13 protein-coding genes are annotated in these 17,984 nt (G+C 75.0%); 5 read left to right on the forward strand and 8 right to left on the reverse strand.

Annotated elements, in window-relative coordinates:
- Positions 1–116: 116 nt before the first annotated feature.
- Positions 117–875, forward strand: coding sequence for a PIG-L deacetylase family protein (locus tag BXY45_RS05275; protein WP_211319243.1), 759 nt, complete (start codon positions 117–119; stop codon positions 873–875).
- A 16-nt stretch (positions 876–891) separates the two neighbouring features.
- Here BXY45_RS05275 and pdxH read toward each other — a convergent pair whose 3' ends face one another.
- The gene (gene pdxH, locus BXY45_RS05280) at positions 892–1,605 is read right to left on the reverse strand and encodes a pyridoxamine 5'-phosphate oxidase (protein WP_245961655.1); all 714 of its coding nucleotides are present in this window, start codon (positions 1,603–1,605) and stop codon (positions 892–894) included.
- A 10-nt stretch (positions 1,606–1,615) separates the two neighbouring features.
- Between pdxH and serC the strand changes: the two genes are divergently transcribed.
- A complete protein-coding gene (gene serC / locus BXY45_RS05285; protein ID WP_109773275.1) occupies positions 1,616–2,794 on the forward strand; it encodes a phosphoserine transaminase in 1,179 nt (392 codons plus the stop codon).
- A 15-nt stretch (positions 2,795–2,809) separates the two neighbouring features.
- Here serC and BXY45_RS05290 read toward each other — a convergent pair whose 3' ends face one another.
- The gene (locus BXY45_RS05290) at positions 2,810–6,268 is read right to left on the reverse strand and encodes an ATP-binding cassette domain-containing protein (RefSeq protein WP_211319244.1); all 3,459 of its coding nucleotides are present in this window, start codon (positions 6,266–6,268) and stop codon (positions 2,810–2,812) included.
- Between the two features lie 180 nt (positions 6,269–6,448).
- Here BXY45_RS05290 and BXY45_RS05295 point away from each other — a divergent pair, with 180 nt between their 5' ends.
- The gene (locus BXY45_RS05295; RefSeq protein WP_109773277.1) at positions 6,449–8,056 is read left to right on the forward strand and encodes a methyl-accepting chemotaxis protein; all 1,608 of its coding nucleotides are present in this window, start codon (positions 6,449–6,451) and stop codon (positions 8,054–8,056) included.
- Here the strand turns inward: BXY45_RS05295 and BXY45_RS05300 are convergent.
- From BXY45_RS05300 to BXY45_RS05310, 3 genes are read right to left on the reverse strand one after another with little or no spacing between them, the layout of a single operon-like run.
- Positions 8,013–9,272 carry a class I SAM-dependent methyltransferase gene (locus tag BXY45_RS05300; protein ID WP_109773278.1) on the reverse strand — a complete coding sequence of 420 codons (1,260 nt, stop codon included), beginning with the start codon at positions 9,270–9,272 and terminating at the stop codon, positions 8,013–8,015. The two genes, BXY45_RS05295 and BXY45_RS05300, sit on opposite strands and share 44 nt — an antisense overlap.
- A complete protein-coding gene (locus BXY45_RS05305) occupies positions 9,272–10,531 on the reverse strand; it encodes an MFS transporter (protein WP_109773279.1) in 1,260 nt (419 codons plus the stop codon). Before BXY45_RS05305 ends, BXY45_RS05300 begins: the two co-directional genes overlap by 1 nt.
- Positions 10,528–10,962 carry a MarR family transcriptional regulator gene (locus BXY45_RS05310; protein WP_109773280.1) on the reverse strand — a complete coding sequence of 145 codons (435 nt, stop codon included), beginning with the start codon at positions 10,960–10,962 and terminating at the stop codon, positions 10,528–10,530. Before BXY45_RS05310 ends, BXY45_RS05305 begins: the two co-directional genes overlap by 4 nt.
- 83 nt (positions 10,963–11,045) lie before the next feature.
- Between BXY45_RS05310 and BXY45_RS23115 the strand changes: the two genes are divergently transcribed.
- Together BXY45_RS23115 and BXY45_RS05315 are read left to right on the forward strand one after the other, a co-directional pair.
- Entirely contained in the window at positions 11,046–11,282 is a 237-nt protein-coding gene (locus BXY45_RS23115) for a hypothetical protein (RefSeq protein ID WP_170131323.1), read from the forward strand.
- 37 nt (positions 11,283–11,319) lie between these two features.
- A complete protein-coding gene (locus BXY45_RS05315; RefSeq protein ID WP_245961657.1) occupies positions 11,320–12,903 on the forward strand; it encodes a GGDEF domain-containing protein in 1,584 nt (527 codons plus the stop codon).
- Here BXY45_RS05315 and BXY45_RS05320 read toward each other — a convergent pair.
- The 3 genes from BXY45_RS05320 to BXY45_RS05330 are packed head-to-tail and all read right to left on the reverse strand — an operon-like array spanning position 12,894 to position 17,972.
- Complete coding sequence (locus tag BXY45_RS05320) at positions 12,894–14,159, reverse strand: CapA family protein (RefSeq protein WP_170131325.1); 1,266 nt, start codon at positions 14,157–14,159, stop codon at positions 12,894–12,896. The two genes, BXY45_RS05315 and BXY45_RS05320, sit on opposite strands and share 10 nt — an antisense overlap.
- Positions 14,156–17,200 carry a sacsin N-terminal ATP-binding-like domain-containing protein gene (locus BXY45_RS05325; protein WP_109773283.1) on the reverse strand — a complete coding sequence of 1,015 codons (3,045 nt, stop codon included), beginning with the start codon at positions 17,198–17,200 and terminating at the stop codon, positions 14,156–14,158. The genes BXY45_RS05320 and BXY45_RS05325 overlap by 4 nt, the downstream gene beginning before the upstream one ends.
- Complete coding sequence (locus BXY45_RS05330) at positions 17,184–17,972, reverse strand: DUF3027 domain-containing protein (RefSeq protein ID WP_245961658.1); 789 nt, start codon at positions 17,970–17,972, stop codon at positions 17,184–17,186. Before BXY45_RS05330 ends, BXY45_RS05325 begins: the two co-directional genes overlap by 17 nt.
- Between the last annotated feature and the right edge of the window lie 12 nt (positions 17,973–17,984).

Here is a 17,984-nt window from a genome sequence, read left to right on the forward strand (position 1 = left end):
CTTCTCGGATCACCTCCTCTCCCGTGTGCCTCCACGCTACGTCCGGTTCCGCGAGGCGTCGAGAGCATTTTTCGGGCGCTCCCGACGGCTTCCTGGGGGCTGCCACGATGGGCACCGTGAGCGACGCCGCCAGCAGCACCAGCGCGCCCCTACCGGCGCTCCCGGAAGACTTCGACAGGGTGCTGTGCATCGTCGCCCACCCCGACGACGTCGAGTACGGGACCGCAGCCGCCGTCGCGAGGTGGACGGCGGCGGGCAAGCAGGTCGTCTACGCGATGGCGACCTCCGGCGAGGCCGGCATCGACACGATCCCCCCGGCCACGGCGGGTCCGCTGCGGGAGGCCGAGGAGCTCGCGAGCGCCGGGGCCGTGGGGGTGCGCGAGGTGGAGTTCTTCCGCCACCGCGACGGGCGCCTCACCGAGAGCATCGACCTGCGCCTCGACATCGCCCGCGCCATCCGCCAGCACCGCCCGCACCTGGTCGTCACCCTCAACCACCACGACACGTGGGGCCCGGGCACCTGGAACTCCGCCGACCACCGCGCGCTGGGCCGAACCGTGCTGGACGGCGTCGCCGATGCCGCCAACCGCTGGATCTTCCCCGAGCTCGGCCACGAGGGCTTCGCGCCGTGGAAGGGCGTGCGCCGCGTCGTCGTCGCCAACAGCACCTCCCCGACGCACGTCGTCGACATCACCAACACCGTGGAGGCGGGCATCGCGGCGCTGGCGCTGCACGAGGAGTACTTCCGCGCGCTCGACCCCGACACCCCCGTGCGCCGACAGGCCGAGCAGGTCTACGAGCGGGTGGTGCGCCGGGATGCTCCCGGCTGGACTGGCCGCTCCGTGCTCGCCGTGCAGCTCGCGCTCGCCCTGTAGCTCAGGGCCCCGTACCTCACGGCTGGCGACGGAGAACGCGCCAGGCGCCCGCGTCGTCCAGCGGCGCGGGCTCCCCGGTCACCGAGACGTACACCAGCCGGTCGTGCAGACGGGAGCGTCGCCCGACCCACAGCTCGATCTCGACGGGCCGCACGAGGAACCCGCCCCACCCGTCGGGCAGCGGCACCGGGCCTGGCTCGGGGTAGCGCGCCGCCACCTCCTCGTACGTGCGCACCAGCTCCTCCCGCGAGGCCACCTCGGCGCTCTGCTGCGAGGCGTGCGCGCCCAGCTGCGATCCGCGGGGCCGCGACGCGAAGTACGCCGCGCTCTCGGCGCGGCTCACCTGCTCGACATCGCCGCGCACCCGCACCTGCCGCTGCTGCGGGTGCCACGGCAGTACGAGTGCCGCGTGCGGCGCGGCGGCCAGCTGACGGGCCTTGGCGGAGCCGAGGTTGGTGTAGATGACGAATCCGCGCTCGTCAGCGCCCTTGAGCAGCACGGTGCGGGCGTCGGGGAGCCCGCCGGCGTCGACGGTGGCCAGGACGACGGCGTTCGGCTCGCTGATGCGGAGGTCCGCGGCGGCGTCGTCCCACCAGCGGTGGAACTGCTCCAGCGGCGTCGCGGCGAGGTCGGCGGCGTCGAGGCCGGCGTCCGAATAGTCGACGCGGTGCTCTGCCAGCTCCTGGCCGAGGTCCTCCGTGCCGGAAAGGTCGCTGCTCACGCTCTCCACACAGTGCAGGATGCACGCCGTGACCCTCTCCGACACCTCCAGCTCGGGGCAGACCCCGGCGAGCGCGCCCACCATCGTCATCCCGCCGTCGCTGCTACCGCGTGACGGCCGGTTCGGCTCCGGGCCGTCCAAGGTCCGCGATGACCAGGTGGCCGCGATCGCGGGGGTCGGCCGCACCGTGCTGGGCACGTCGCACCGCCAGCTGCCGGTCCGCTCGCTCGTGGCGCGGACCCGCGCGGGCCTGACCGACCTCTTCTCACTGCCCGACGGCTACGAAGTGGCGCTGGGCAACGGCGGCTCGACGGCGTTCTGGGACATCGCCACCACGTGCCTGGTCCGCGAGCGCGCGCAGCACCTCGTGCTAGGCGCGTTCAGCGACAAGTTCGCCAAGGCGACGGCGGCGGCGCCGTTCCTCGCCGCACCCGACGTGCGCCGCTCGGAGCCGTTCAGCGCGCCGGCGGTCGCCGCGGAGCCCGGCATCGACGCCTACGCCTACCCGCACAACGAGACCTCCACGGGCGTCGTGCTGCCCGTCGTCCGTCCGTCGGGGCTGGCCGAGGACGACGACGCCCTCGTCCTCGTCGACGCGACGTCGGCCGCCGGCGGCGTCCCCGTGGACGTCAGCCAGGCCGACGCGTACTACTTCGCGCCGCAGAAGTCCTTCGGCTCCGACGGCGGCCTGTGGCTGGCGCTGCTCTCCCCCGCCGCCATCGCGCGCGCCGAGGAGCTGCAGCCGGGCCGCTGGGTGCCGGGCTCGCTCGACCTGCTGGCGGCCCTGGCCGAGAGCCGCCGGGAGCAGACGGTGAACACCCCCGCCGTCGCGACACTGCTCATGCTCGCCGAGCAGGTGGAGTGGATGCTCGACCGGGGCGGGCTGGAGTGGGCGTGCTCGCGGTCGGCGGAGTCGTCCTCACGCCTGTACGAGTGGGCCGAGGCCAGCCAGTACGCGCGCCCGGCCGTTCGCGACCGCACGCTGCGCTCCCCCGTGGTCGGCACGATCGATCTCGACCCCTCGGTCGACGCGGCCGCCGTCCGCGCGGTGCTGCGCACGAACGGCGTCGTCGACGTCGAGCCGTACCGCGGGCTGGGCGGCAACCAGCTGCGGATCGGGATGTTCCCCGCCGTCGACCCTCACGACGTCTCCGCGCTCACCGCCTGCATCGACCACGTGGTGTCAGCCCTGTCGTAGACCCCGGGAGTGGGGTCACCCAGCGAGGTGACCCCACTCCTGCGACAGCTCCGCCCACGGCCCGGTGGCGGCCACCTGACCGTCATCGAGGACGACGACGACGTCGGCCAGCGCGAGGGCGCTGCGCTTCGCGCTGCACCCCACCACCGTGGCGCCGCGCTCGCGCAGCGCCGACCAGAGCTCCAGCTCGGTCGCGGCGTCGAGCGCGGAGGAGACGTCATCGGCGACGACGAGCTCCGCCTGCGTGGCCAGCGCCCGCGCGAGCGCGAGCCGCTGCACCTGCCCACCGGACAGGCGCACACCGCGGTGCCCGACCAGCGCCCCGGTGCCGCCTGCCTCGCGGACGTCCCTGTCGAGCCGGGCGTCGCGCAGGGCTCCGCCGAGCACCACCGAGCCTCGCTCGTGCCCGAGCGCGACGTTGTCGGTGAAGGTGCCGGACAGCACCCGCGGCACCTGCGCGACGTGCGCGACCTGGCCGGGCCGCAGAAACAGCTGCGGGTCGGAGACCTCGATGTCGTTCCAGCGGATGGCTCCCTCGTGGTCGACCAGGCCGACCAGGCTGCTGAGCAGGCTCGACTTGCCCGAGCCCACTCGCCCCACCAGCAGCACGAGTGACCCGGCCTCCACCGACAGCGTCACGTCGCGCACGCCGATGGTGCCGTCGTCGTGGACGGCGGTGACACCGTCCAGCACCAGGCGCCGCAGCGGCACCCGGCCCGCGGGCTCCGGCGCGGGGGCCGTGCCGGCCACGAGGTCGACCGAGGGCGGTAGGTCCACGAGGTCGTCACGTCCCGCGAGCTCGCTCGCCGCCCGCAGCCACGTCCGAGCGATGGGCATCTCGACCACGGCGGCGCCCGCGACGATGCCGAACCAGCCGAAGCCGGAGACGGCGGTCGCCACGGCCAGCGCGGTGCCCAGGCCCCACGCCCCCTGGAGGAACAGCACCCACGCCGCGACCACCCCGACCTGGACCAGCACTCCGGGGATGCCCTCGAGCACGACGCGCACGCGCTGCTCGCGCACGCTCGCCTCGACCCGGCGCGCGTCGACCTCGTGCAGGTGGCGCTGCACCGCGTCGACGGCGGCGGCCAGCTTGACCGTCCGGACAGCGTCGAGCGCGCTGACGAGTTCCTTGCCGAAGCGGGCGCGCTCGTCACCGGCCACGCGGCCGGCGCGGCCCGCTGCGGGCGCCCCTGCCGCGGCGGTCAACGCCGACAGCGCCAGCACGCCACCCGTCACCAGCGCGGCGAGCGCGCTCCCATTGAACAGGCCCGTGGCCAGCACCGCGAGGGCGCCGATGAACACGTCGACCCAGCGGTCGCAGTAGATGACGAGCCGGTCGCTGTCGAGCGCGCGCGCAGCGACCTCGCCCGGAGGGGTGCGGTGCAGCCGCCGCTGCTCGGTCTGGCCGCGCAGCACGGCCAGGCGCAGCCGCAGCGTGGCCGCCGACCACCACATCGGGTACACGCGGAAGGCCAGCGCGAGGCCGAGCGGGGTGAGCAGCAGGCAGGCCGCCACGAGCACGGCCAGCCCCCACGGCCGGTCGCCCGTCTCCAGCGACACCACCAGCCGGCCCCACGCCCAGCCGGTCAGCGCTCCGTAGGCGCCGAGCAGGGTCACGGCGAGAAAGGCGACGGTGCCGAGCAGGCCCCACTGGGGGTGCACCACGAGGAGCTTGGCCACCGACCGGGCGAGGTTGGGCCGCGGGGCGGGAGGGGCCGGACGCGGATCGCGCCGTTCCCGCCGGGTGACGAGAGCTGCCCCCGCTGCCGACGACGGCCGGTCGACACCAGAGGCGACGAGCAGGTCGCGGAACGGCCCGAGCGTGGTGGCCAGTGCGGCCCGCGGGCCGTGCTGCACGAGGCGGCCGGAGTCGAGCACGGCCACGGCGTCGCACCAGCGCGTGGTGGACAGCCGGTGGGCGATGACCACGCCGGTGCGCCCGGCCAGCAGCCGTTGGGAGGCCCGGGTGACGAGCTGCTCGGTCTGCGGGTCCATGCGGGCGGTGGCCTCGTCGAGGACGACGACGCGCACGTCGCGCACGAGGAGCCGCGCGAAGGCGACCAGCTGCTCCTCCCCCGCGCTCAGCGTGACCCCGGAGGCGCCCAGGCGCGTGTCGAGGCCGCTCGGGAGCGACGCGACCCACTCGGCGATGCCGAGCTCGGCCACCGCCGCCTCCACCCGCTCGCGCGGGACCGGGGCGAAGAGCGTGATGTTGTCCGCGAGGGTTGCCGAGAGCAGTTCGGTGCGCTGGGTGACGACGCCGACGGCGCGCCGCAGGGAGCCGAGCTCGGTGGCCGCGACGTCCTGACCGGAGACCAGCACAGTGCCGGGCGGCGGCTCGACCGCACGTGAGAGAAGCTTGGCGAACGTCGACTTGCCGGCCCCGCTGCGCCCCACCACGGCGAACGAGGTGCCGGCGGGTACGACGAGGGAGTCGATGGCGAGGGTGAAGCCCTCGCCGTAGGTGAAGCGCAGCCCGCGCACCTCCACGCCGTCACGCACCGGGTCGCCCGATGCCTCCGGCACCGGGGCGCCGTCGGAGGGCTCGGTGGGTGCCGCCATGAGCGAGCGGATGCGGGTGAGCGCGCCCAGGCCCTCCTGCACGTCGGGCAGGTGCTGGGCGACCTCGTTGAGGCGGCCGACGAAGGTGGTGACGAGCAGCCACAGGGTGATGAGCAGCGGCAGACCCAGCTGACCACCGGTGACGAGCCAGACGCCGGCCAGCGCGAGCGCGGCGAGCAGGGCGTGGAGCACCAGGCCGGTGCGCAGGCCGACGGTGGTGGCGGCCCGGCAGGTGCGGGCGCAGCGGCGCAGGACCTCCGCGGAGCGCGCGGAGAACTGCGCCAGCACGTGCGCCTGGCCGAGGGAGGTGCGCACGTCGTCACGACCGGCGACGGACTCCTCCAGCTGGGTCGCGGACTCCGACCAGGCCAGCTCCTCCTCGGTCTTGCGCGCGGCAACCACCGGGGTGAGCTTGTGCACCCAGAGGTACGCCACGGCCGCGACCAGGGGAAACGCGAACCACGCCGGCCAGAACGTCAGCCCGGCCACCACCCAGGCCAGCACCGAGCGCAGCAGGGCCCGGCCCAGCTGCCACCCCATCTGGCGCACGAGCTGCGCGAGCTGGCGCGTGTCGTCGTCGACGCGGTCGAGCAGTTCACCGACGCCCTGGCCCTCCAGCACGGGCAGCGGCTGGCGCAGCGCGGCGTCGAGCAGGTCGGAGCGCAGCTGGCCCTCCGCGCGGCCGACCACCGTGGAGAAGCCCGTGCAGCCCACCATGTCGAGCACCGCGGAGCCGATCAGCAGCGCCGCGAGCAGCGCGACGGCGCCCGGGGTGGGGCCGTTGGCCAGGGACCCGGCCACGACGGTGGCGAGAGTCTCGGCGACGGCGGCGACCACGGCCAGCGCGAGAGCGACGGTGCTGCCCCACCCGGACAGCCGACGCCACGTCAGCGGAGCAGGCTGGCGCACGACAGGGACCTCCAGGAGGCGGGCGGCGGGGGCGGCCCCTGTTCCAGGGGCCGCTTCGACGCTACAACCGCCCACCGACAGCCCGCCTCACCATTTCGGACGGCCCCGTCGACACCCCCTTGGGGGGACACCCTGCGTGTTGCCCTCATCAGGGGCCGGCTGCGAACCGAACACCCACGCATGTCCGCAACCCCTGCACGCCGCCGGTCCCTGCGCGACCTGCCCCTGGCCGTCAAGATGGGCGGCGCCGTGGCGGTGCTCGTGGCCGGTGGCGCCCTGACGATGGCCGCCGGTGGCTATGTGGCCGAGACGGGCGCCCGCAACGCCGAGCAGGTCTCGGAGACCTCGCTGACCGCCGTGCGCGACCTGGGCGCTTTCACCGCGGCCCGCAACAACACCGAGCTGGCCATGGCCGGGCTCGGCGCCACCCGCAGCGACAAGGTCCGCGACGCCTACCGCGGCTTCCTGGAGTCTCAGGACAAGGCGATGGACACGGCGGCGGCCGACTACGGGAAGCTCGACTCCGCCGCTCCGGACGCCTGGAAGCAGGTCGTCGAGCTGGTGCAGAAGTACCGCACGTTGCGGTCGCAGTTCGCGGAGCCGATGTTCACCGGCAAGACGGGCTTCGACGACTTCGCCGTCGTGAAGCAGCAGCACCTCGACCCGGTGAGCGACGAGATCTCCGCGGCGATGACGCAGGTGACCGAGGCCGAGGACGCCCGGGCTGCGCGGCTCAGCCAGGAAGTGGCTGCGGGACGCGACCTCGGCCGCTGGCTCATCTACGGCGGCGGCAGCGCGGCGATCCTGGCCGGGATCATGATTGCGGTGCTGGCGGTCCGGTCGGTGGTGCGTCCGCTCCACCTCGTCGACGAAGCGCTGGCCGCCACCGCGCAGGGTGACTTCACCCACGTGGTGAAGGTCGACCAGGACGACGAGGTGGGGCGCATGGCGAAGAGCCTCGCCGCGACGCAGGCGTCCCTCGCTGACCTCCTGCGGTCGGTGTCGAGCACGGCCGAGCAGGTGCGCAACGCCTCCGAGCAGGTCACGGTCACCGCTCGTGACCTGGCCACCGGCGCCTCGGCAACAGCCGAGCGCACGGAGTCCGTCGCGACGGTGGCCCACCAGATCAGCGCCAACTCGCAGGCCGCGGCGGCGGGGGCGCACGAGATGACCTCGGCGATCCAGCAGATCAGCTCGAACAGCGCCCAGGCGGGCGAGGTCACCAGCGGCGCGGTACGGCTGGCCGACGAGGCCAGCGAGAGCGTGCGCAACCTCGACGTGAGCTCGGCGGCGATCGCCAGCGTCGTCAAGATGATCACGTCGATCGCCGAGCAGACCAACCTGCTGGCGCTCAACGCGACGATCGAGGCGGCCCGCGCGGGCGACGCCGGCAAGGGGTTCGCGGTGGTGGCGAGCGAGGTGAAGGACCTGGCCACGGAGACCGCCCGCGCCACGGAGGACATCGCCCAGCGGGTCCAGCGGATCCAGGCCGACACCTCGACGGCGGTGTCGCTCATCGGTCAGATCCAGCAGGTGGTGGAGGACGTCAACTCCTTCCAGCAGACGATCGCGGCGGCCGTGGAGGAGCAGTCGGCCGTCACCGCGGAGATGAGCCGCAACATCTCTCACACGGCCGACGGCGCCACGGGCATCAGTTCCGACATCGCCCAGCTGTCCCAGGCCACGTCCACCGCGGCGGCCTCGGTGGGCGAGGCGCGGCGCACCGCGGAGGATCTCTCCGCGCTCAGCTCCCAGCTGACCGAGGTCGTGGGGCGCTTCCGCCTGTAGCAGCGAGGAGCTGCCCGAGCAACGGGCGCACCCGCCAGGTGCCGGCCAGCTCTTCCAGCTCGCGCTGGGCGGCCTCGCGGGCGGGCGCGGGATCGGCGCGCCCAGGCCGCACCGCCCGCAGCAGCGCGTTGCGCGGGGTGTGCGCGCTGTCGATGAACTCCACGACGTCCACCCGGTACCCCTGCGCCCGCAGCGCGGCGGCACGCAGGGAGTCCGTCAACACGTCGGCGAACCGCTCCCGCAGGATCGGTGAGGCGACCAGGGCGTCCTGGGCCGGGGACAACGACGACGACGGCGTCCCCGCGCCGGCCGCCACCAGCTGGCGCTGCACGTCGCGGTGGCAGCAGGGCGCGGCGAGCACCACCGGCGCGTCCCACGCGACGGCCCGGGCGAGCGCGTCGTCGGTGGCGGTGTCGCAGGCGTGGAGCGCGAGGACCACGTCGGGCGGGCCGCCGAGCTCCACGCTCGGGTCGGCGTCGGCGATCGTCCCGGCGGTGAACGTCAGCCCCTCCACGCCCGCCGCCGCGGCCCGTTCGGTGGAGCGCCGCACGAGGTCGGCGCGCAGCTCTACCCCGACCGTCCGCGCTCCCGCGGGCCGCCCGGCGAGCCACCGCTGGGCGGCAAGGGTGAGGTAGGCGTTACCGCACCCGAGGTCCACCACGCGCAGCGGCCGGTCCGCGGCCACATCGTCAGGCAGCGCAGCGGCGAGCTGCCGCAGGAACGCGTCGACCTGGCGCCGCTTGTCGCCCCCGGCGCCCAGCACGCGGAAGAGCGGGTCGTCGGGGTCGAGCAGGTGCTGCTTGCGCCGATCGTTGGCAAGCTCTCCCGCGGCGGCCGGCCCAGCGGCCGCAGCGGTCCGCCCGACCGTCGCCAGGCCCTTCTTGGTGACCTGCACCTGCACTGCCCCGGCGGCCGTCTCGGCGTGCCAGGTGGCGAACGGCATCGCCAGCAGCGCGTCGAGGCCGTCGACATCAGCTGGCCCGACGGGCTCCTCCACCCGCAGGTTGCGCGTGCGGACCACGGGCCCGGTGCGCTCGGTGACCTGCACGTGCCGCACGCCGCGCAGCAGCACCGGCCGTACCTCGACGCGCTCGGGATGCTCAGCCCCCACGGTGACCCCCCGGCGGCGACCGCTGGCCGTGGCCCGCGTGAACGCCTCGTCCAGCAGCGCGGTCCTTACCTCGGCGAGCGCGTCGGAGAGCTCGATGAGCGCCATCAGCCCACCTGCACGAGGAAGTGGGGCCGCTCGTGCAGGCGGTAGTGCACGTGCACCTCCTGGCGGCGGGAGACCACGAGGACGACGACGGCGGCCGCTACCAACGCGGCGATCCCGCCGATGGCGATGGACCAGCGCGGCCCGGCCACCTCGCCGATCCAGCCGACCAGCGGCGCTCCGAGGGGTGTGGTGCCTGCGAAGACCGCCATGTACAGCGCCATGACGCGGCCCCGCAGCTCCGGCGGGGTGGTCATCTGCACGGTGGCGTTGGCAGCCGTCATGAGTGTCAGCGCGGACAGGCCCACGGGGATCAGGGCCACCGCGAACGTCCAGTACCCGGGCATCACGGAGGCAAGGATGGCGAAGACGCCGAACGACACCGCGGCGCCCACCACGAGGCGCAGCCGCGGGTGCTCCCGGCGGGCGGCGAGCAGGGCCCCGGCCAGCGAGCCGATGGCCATGATCGACCCGAGCAGGCCGTAGCTGTCGGCGCCGAGGCCGAACTCCACGCGCGCCATGAGCGCCGTCGTCATCTGGAAGTTCATGCCGAACGCCCCGACCAGCCCCACCACGAAGAGGATGAGCACGATGTCCGGCCGGCTGCGCACGTAGGCCAGCCCCTCGCGGGTGGCGCCGCGGCCGCGCGGCCTTCGCGGTGCGGGCACCAGCTCGCTGCGGCGCATCAGCGCCAACGACGTGCACGTGGCGGCGAAGGTGGCCGCGTTGATGAGGAACACCCACCCCGTTCCGACCGCGGCGATGAGCAGACCGGCGACGGCGGGGCCGATGAGGCGGGCGCCGTTGAAGGAGGCGCTGTTGAGCCCGACGGCGTTGGCGAGCATCGCCTTCGGCACGAGCGAGGTCACGAAGGTCTGGCGTACCGGGGCGTCGAAGGCGCTGGTGACGCCGAGCAGCCCGGCGATCACGTAGACCTGCCAGAGCTGGGGGTCTCCGAGCACCACGAGCAGACCGAGCACCAGCGCCCAGGTGCCCATGAGCGCCTGCGTCACCGCGAGGACGGCGCGCTGGGGGAACCTGTCGGCCACGGCGCCGGTGAACGGTCCGAGCAGGAGCTGCGGGCCGAACTGCAGGGCCGTCGTGATGCCGACGGCCACGGCGCTGTTGTTGGTGAGCTGGGTGAGCACCAGCCAGTCCTGGGCGACGCGCTGCATCCACGTGCCGACGTTGGACACGATGGCGCCGCCCGCCCAGATCCGGTAGTTGCGGACGGTCAGGGACTGGAACGTGGGGGATGTCATCGGGTGGCGATCTCCTGCAGGAGTGCTGCGGCGCGCGCGAGGGCGGCGCGGTCGTCAAGGCTCAGCGCGGCGAGCTGCTCGGCGAGCCACGCGTCGCGGCGGCGGCGCGTCTCGTGGACGTGGCGGGTGCCCGCCTCGGTGAGGACGACGAGCAGCTGGCGCCCGTCGTCGGGGTGCGGGGTGCGACGGGCCAGGCCCGCCTCCTCCAGCGCGGTGACCGTGCGCGTCATCGACGGCGGCTGCACGTTCTCGTGGTCGGCCAGGGCCCGCAGGGTCTGCGGTCCGCGACGGTCGAGGGCGGCGAGCACCGAGTACTGGGTGTCGGTGATGTCGGTGCTGCTGCGCTCGCGCCGCAGGCGGCGGGCCAGGCGCATGGCGCCGACGCGCAGCTCGGCGGCCAGCGGCGCCGGACGGCAGCGCGCGGAGGTCATGTGATGAGCGTAGGTCATTACTTCTGCTAACAGTAGCCCGAGGCCACCGCATTCCCGGGAGCAGCTCTCCTACCCTGGACCCCGTGCGGTTCTACCTGCGGCGCGAGGAGCGCACCCCCGCGCCCGCAGCACCACCCACCGATGACCGCCGCCCCTTCGGCGTCATCACGCTCACCTGGCTGGCACTCCTCGCCGCTGCCGCTCTCCGCCACGAGTGGCTGGACGCCACGGGACGCGGCTGGTGGCTGTGGACCTGCGCCGTCGGTGCCGGGCTCGGCGTCCTCGCACTCGCCCGCGAGAACCACCGCCGCAGTCGTTGACGCCAGCAGCCGCTCAACCCCCGGCACCGGCAAGCCGATGATCAGTGCGGTACCCGCGGGGGGCAGGTGCACGAGGGGAGCTTCAGCAGTGCTGTGGACGGCGGTGCTCCTCGCGTGCGCTCTCTGCTGCGCCACGGGCGTTGCCGTCGCCGCTCGCCGGGGCGGTCGCGCGATGCGCTGCGTGGTCGCGCAGATGACCGGCGCAGCAGCCTGGTCAGCCGCTGCCGCCGTCCTCAGTACGGCCCCTGGGCCGTCCACGGTGACGGCCGCACGCATCGTCACCACCGCGGGCGCCCTGGCGGTGGCCTGCGGCGGCTACTGGCTCTCTCGCGTGGCACAGGACCCCCACCGGCGCCCTGACCGCGGTGACCTCGCGGTGCTCGTCGTCGCGCCCGTGATCACCATGGGAATGCTCCTCACCAACCCGTGGCACCAGCTGGCGTACGTGGACCAGCTCATCGACTCCCCGCCCGGGGTCCGCTGGGGGGACGGGCCCCTCTACCCGCTCCTCCTCGCCGTCATCGGCGTCCCCGCCGTCTTGACGCTCGTCCACCTCGGCCGCGGCATCACGAGCTCCCCCGCCCACTACCGCCCGCACCTGCGCCGGATCCTCATCGGCGGGGTGGCCGTCAGTCTCAGCATCGTTGCGTCGATGGCCACCACCAGCCGCTGGCACCACAGCGACCTGGTCCCCCTCGGACTGGCCGTCGCCGCGTTGGCCTTTGTCCACGGCGTCTTGCGCAACCACCACTTCGCGGTGGTGCCCCTGGCTCGCTCGCAGGTGGTGGAGGATCTGCCCGACGCCGTCCTCGTGACCGACACCCGCGGTGTCGTGCTCGACGTCAACGGCTCCTGCCGGACGCTGCTGACGCGGCTGGCCGTCGCGGACGCCATCGGCCGCCCGCTGCACGAGGTGCTCCCGTTCCTGGCGCCGCCGCACGAAGGCGCCGGCGCCCGGGGCGAGGTCTCCCCCGCCCCCGGGCTGCACCTCGACGTCCGCTCCAGCACTATCCGCTCTCCGCGCGGAGCGCCGGTGGGCCACGCCGTGCTCCTGCGCGACGTGAGCGCCGTCGTCGAGCGGCAGATGGCGGCGGAGCGCACCTCCGAGCGGCTGGCCCAGGAGGTCTCGCTGGACCCGCTCACGGGCCTCCTGAACCGCCGCGGCCTGCACGCGGCGGCGAGCGCGCTCCCGGAGGGCGGGCAGCTCGCAGTGGTGATCGTCGACCTCGACCACTTCAAGGCGGTCAACGACGAGCACGGCCACGAGGCGGGAGACGCGGTGCTGCGGGCGCTGTCGGCGCTGCTGCTCGACGCGGTGCTGCCGCACCTCGACCGTGGGGCTGCCGCGACGCGACTCGGCGGCGAGGAGTTCGCCCTGCTCCTGCCCGGACTCGACGCCGACGGCGCCACCGCCGTCGGCCAACGGGTGCTGTCGACGCTCCGCAGTACCACCACGCCGGTCCCCTCCCTCGGGGGCACCGTGCACCTGCGGGTCACAGCGTCGGCCGGTGTGGCCGCCGGTACCGGGCGCGACGTGTCCGAGCTGCTGCGACGGGCCGATGCCGCCCTCTACCGCGCCAAGGGTCAGGGCCGCGACGCGCTGTCCGTCGCCTACCCCTGAGCAGACTCCGTCGGGCTCGCTACGGGCTCGGAAGGGCTCACCGGACCGGGTTCACCACTCGGCGCCACCGGTGAGGCGCTCGGGGCCGAGGGAGACTGCGACGGCGCAGCCCCGCCGTCGTCACCGCCGCCATCGCTGCCGTCGTCGCCGCCATCGTCTCCGCCGTCCCCGCCCACCGGGGCCTTCGGCGCTGCCGAGGGCGTGGCCCCCGAGGCGCACTGGCGTCCCAGGTCGGCCAGCTCGTCGGGGCTGCGCCCACCGGCGCTCCCCCCGGTCAACAGCTCAGGCTTGCCGTTCCTGATCACCGCGGGGTGCCACTGGCTGCCCTTGACGCCGTCGTGGCTGACCTCGACCGTCAGCACGCCGGTCTGTGTGCCGAGGGTGTTGCCGGGCTTGGCGTAGAAGTGGAAGTTGCCCAGCCCGTACGCCACGAGCGTCGAGCCGACCTCGCCGGTCGGCTGCAGCACGTGGGCGTGGCTACCGACCACTACCGCGGCGCCCGCCTCGGCGAGGTCAGCGGCCAGCGACCGCTGCCGTGAGGTGGGGCACTGCACCCGCTCGGTGCCCCAGTGGAGGAAGACGACGACGACGCGCCCCGCCTCCGCCTCCGTCCGCACGTCGCGCAGCAGCCGCTTCTCGTCCTTGGCGGAGGCCAGGCCGGGCTTGGTGGCCGTGGCCGTCCACGCGGTCTGCACCGAGGAGTCGATGACGTCGGTGGCGGCGATGACGGAGACCGGCACGCCCTTCGGCTCGACGCGCAGCGGGGCGAAGGCGTCTTCGACGTCGTCCCCGGCGCCGAGCACCGGCAGGCCGGCCTCCTTGCCGGCCGCCAGGGTGTCTTCGAGCCCGGAGGCGCCGTAGTCCATGCCGTGGTTGTTGGCGATGGTCACCGCGTCGATCCCGGCGTCCTCGAGCGCGGTCATCGCCGCGGGCGGGGCTCGGAACGCGAACTGCTTCTCGACCTTCGTGCCGCCTGTGGTCACCGCGGTCTCGAGGTTGACGACGGCGAGGTCCGCCTGCGCCAGCACGTCGAACGCGCTGCCCAGCTCGGTCGTGGAGGCCGAGGTCCCTTCGAAGTGCACGTCCCCGGCGAAGGCGAGCACCGCGGTGGCTCCGCCGTCGTGTCCGACCTGCTCGGCGTCCGTGGACGTCTGGCTGGACGTGGCCGCCTGATCCGGTTCCGACGCCGGGCTGCACCCCGAGCCAGCCACCAAAGCGGCGGCCACCAGCAGCAACCCCAGCGCGCGCCGGCTCACCGCGAGGCTCCCGCGGCGTCCTCGACGATCACCGCGGCGGCACGGCCGGGGTCCGCCAGCATCTCCTCGACGAGCGCCCTGGCCTCCCAGCGGCCCGCAGCGAGCGCGAGGCCGCGGGCCAGGCCAGCCACGTTCGTCGCGCGGACGACGGCCTGCTCACCGCGACCCTCGACCCACCAGGCCACGTCGACCCCGTCGACGCGCAGCACGTCGTGCTCGGTCCACACCGCCGGGCCTTCGGGCAGCGCGCTGCACACCTGCGGCGGTACCGCAGACGTCGTCGTCCCCACGGGCTCCACTGTGCCCGGTGCGAGCTCGCTGGAGAGGGAGATCGCCAGGATGTCGGCCAGCGTGGGGGCCAGGTCGGCTCCGGCGACGATCCGCGGGCCCAGGTCGGTGCGCTGCGCCCAGCAGGGGTCGTCGACGACGACGGCCCGTTCCGCCTCCACGACGACGACGGCGCCCGCCGCGTCGAGCGCGAGCACGTGCGAGGGCGGCGCGAGGGCCTCCCCCAGGGCCGGGTCGGCGGCCACGGTGCTCGCCAGCGTGCGCCACAGCCGCAGCACGCTCGCGGTGCCCGCGGCCCCCGCGAGCGCAGTGGGCATCCCCCGCAGCTCGGCGGCACCGTCGAGCAACCTCTGCCAGCCGTCGGCGTCGAGGTCGTCCTCCGACGTGACGAGACCGAGCGCGCGTCCCAGCTCGTGATCAGCCCACTCCGGCGCCTCCGGCAGCAGGGCCGCGAGGGCCGGCGGGCAGCCCGGCCCAGCGCAGCCGAGCAGGCCCAGCTCGGCGCGCAGCCAGTGCGCGCTGGGCGGGGCGAGGTCTTCGGAGGAGCCGTCGGGACGCACCACCCGCACCGGGTCGACCACGGCGGAGCGCAGCTCGGGCCGCTGCGCCAGGTGGGCCAGCAGCGCGCCCTGACCGCCCGGGCGGACGAGGTCGAGGTCGCGCACGGCGACCACGCCGGTGGCCACTGCGCCGTCACCGGCGCGGGCGAGCACCTCCTCGAGCCAGTCCTCGCCTCCGGCCAGGTCGAGCAACGCCTCGGGCGGGTCGAGCAGGTCGACGTCGCCCAGGGGCAGCGTCACGAGTGCGTCGGCCACCCCGACGGCACGCAGCACCTCGGCGCCCCACCGCTGCACCAGCTCAGCAGCCGCGGGGACGACCTCCTCGGGGTCGAGCAGGTCCGCCGCCGGCGAGCCGGGCAGCACCAGCCCGGCGGCGGGCAGCACCTCACCCGTGTCCGCGGGCAGCGGCAGCTCCGCGAAGTCCGGCAGGTCGCCCGGCTCGAGTTCTCCAGCAGCCACGGCCGCCGACACCAGCGCCAGGAGGTGCTCCCCGCGCACGTCGTCGTCGTCGAGGTCGCGCACGAGCTCTGCCACCTCGGGGGCGGCGAGCAGGTCGCGCGGGCCTGCGGGCTGTGATCCGAGCGCGGTCAACAACCGCACCGCCGCGTCCGACGCGGCGATCTCGGCATGAACGAGGCGCACCCCGGCTGCGGCCAGGGTGTCCAGCGCCACCTCCGCCCGCTCGAGGAGCTCGGCGCGCGGCAGCAGCAGCCCCCTCGGCGACGGCGCCGTCCGGCCTCCCGCGAGCGGCACCCGCAGCACCGCGAGCTGCTCCCGGGCGGCGGGGTCGATCACGGCGGGCGCCAGCGCCGCGGCCGCCGCGCACCAGGCCGCCGGATCAGCGGGGAGCGCCTCGGCGACCTCCGCCAGCCCCACCCGGCGCACGCCCAGCAGGTCGAGCGCGGCGCTGGCCCTGCGGGGCGCCGCCACGAGGCCACCGACCAGCGGCGCGAGCGCGCGGAGAGCACGGGGGTCGTCGGCGAGAGGTCCGTCGTCGAGGGCCTGCGCGCGGTCGGGGCGCAGGGTCGCGCCGTCGCCGTCGTCGTCCTCGATCGGCAGCAGCACTCGGGCGCCCGTCAGCGCCTCGAGCGCCGCCCCGCGGACCGCGGCGTCGACCCAGCCCGCGGCTAACCCCACCGGCACGGCGTCGAGCACGTCGACACCGTCCGCGGCGCGCTGCTCCAGCAGCGCGGCGTACGCGGCGCCGGCCTCACGCAGGACGCGGTGCGTGGCTGGCCCCTCGGGCACCCGGCGCCGACCCGGGTCGAGCGGCAGGTCGGCCACGAGGAGGGCGGGCAGGTCGAGCAGCTCGTCCGTGGGGGTGGGCGCCAGGAGCACCCCGGGCAGCCGGACCGAGCCAGCGCTCGGCTCGCGCGGCACCGCCCACGTCACCGCCCAGCCGGCCCGCTCGGCGCGGTCGCGCTCCTCGACGCCCAGCCCGTCGAGTTCGGCCTGCTCGAACCCCCCACCTCGGCGCAGCAGGTGCCAGCGGTCGGCGACGTCGCACAGCACCCGCGCCGGCACCCCGGGACGCTCGACCACCACCTCGCGCAGCGCCGGCAGAGCGAGCAGGAGCGTGTCGTCGACGGCGTCCAGCGCCCGCGCCACGGCCTCCACCGCGGCCCGGTTCCGCAGGACGACGACGACGGCGGTGTCGCAGCCCTCCCGCTCCAGCAGCTCCACCAGGGCGGCCTGGACCTGGTGAGACACCTCGAACGGCAACCGCATCACCGGCACCGCGCCAGGGGCGGCCACCTCGGCCCGAGCCAGCCCAGCGCTGAACCGCACCGAGCTGCCGCCGCGCGAGACCCAGGTGACGTCGTCGCTGATGGCCAGCAGCGAGGTCGCCCCCACCCCGAACCTGCCCGTCAGCGCGGCGTCGCGCTTCGCGGAGGCCCGCAGCGACGCAAGGGCGCGCACGCCCGCGGCGTCCAGCGGAGCGCCCGTGTTCAGCGCGAGGAGGCGGGCGCCGTCGTCGTCGCCGTTGACCTGCTCGAGCCGCAGCACCAGGCGCCCGGAAACGCCACCGCGGACGGCAGCGTCGGCGGCGTTCTGCGCCAGTTCGACGACGGCGCGGTCGCGGTAGGGCCCGAGGGCGGCGTCTTCCTCGGCGTTGGCGTCCTCGCGGAACCTGTCGGGCGAGGCCGCCCAGACGTCGAGGACGGCGCGGCGCAGGTCAGATGGGGTCGACACCGCGCTCGTCGAGCACCAGCGAACCGCGCGGCTCCGGTTCGATGACGACGTCGGTCTCGCTGTGCGCGCCGCAGCCGTGGTCGACCGAGACGACGCTGCCGTCCGACGGCGACCACTCGTTGGCGCACACCCCGAACACCGTGCTCAGCGGACCGGCGAGACGCAGGTAGAAACCGCATGAGGCGCACGGCGAGGCCGAGGCGCGGGCCTGCTCCGCGGTCGGCCCGTGGGAACCGGTGTACCAGCGGGTGGCGGCGTCGTCGCGGCCCTCCGCCGACAGCACGCGGGGGCGCCCCAGCCCGAGCTCCCACAGGGCCACCCTGTCGACCTCGGCCTGCTCCTCACCGTCGGGCCCGCTGAGCGCCACGGCGGTGTAGCCGGGCTCCAGGCGGGGGTCGTCGGCGATGCGGGGCAGCACGTCGTGGGGGCCGACGTCGCCGGGGCGGAGGCGCTCGTCCCACGGAAGCCAGGCCGGGGCCAGCACGGCCCCGGCCTCGGGCAGCAGCGCCACCTCGCTGACGGTGGCGGCCTTCGCGCGGGAGGCGCGGGCCACCACCACCGTCCAGGCCCAGTCGACGTAGCCCGGGTCGGTACTGGCGAAGCGGTGCACGACCACCCGGTCACCCTCGGCGTGCGCGCCGAGGTGGTCACCGACGGACGCGGACCCACCGGAGGCCTCGCGGGAGACTTCCTCGGCGGCCTGGCGGGCCAGGTCGACGGCGGCAGCGCTGACGGCGTCGAGCACGGGGCGTCGGGTGCGCGTGGCGGGCACGGGTCCTCCTGG

Source organism: Quadrisphaera granulorum (genome assembly GCF_003149145.1).
GTDB lineage: Bacteria > Actinomycetota > Actinomycetes > Actinomycetales > Quadrisphaeraceae > Quadrisphaera > Quadrisphaera granulorum.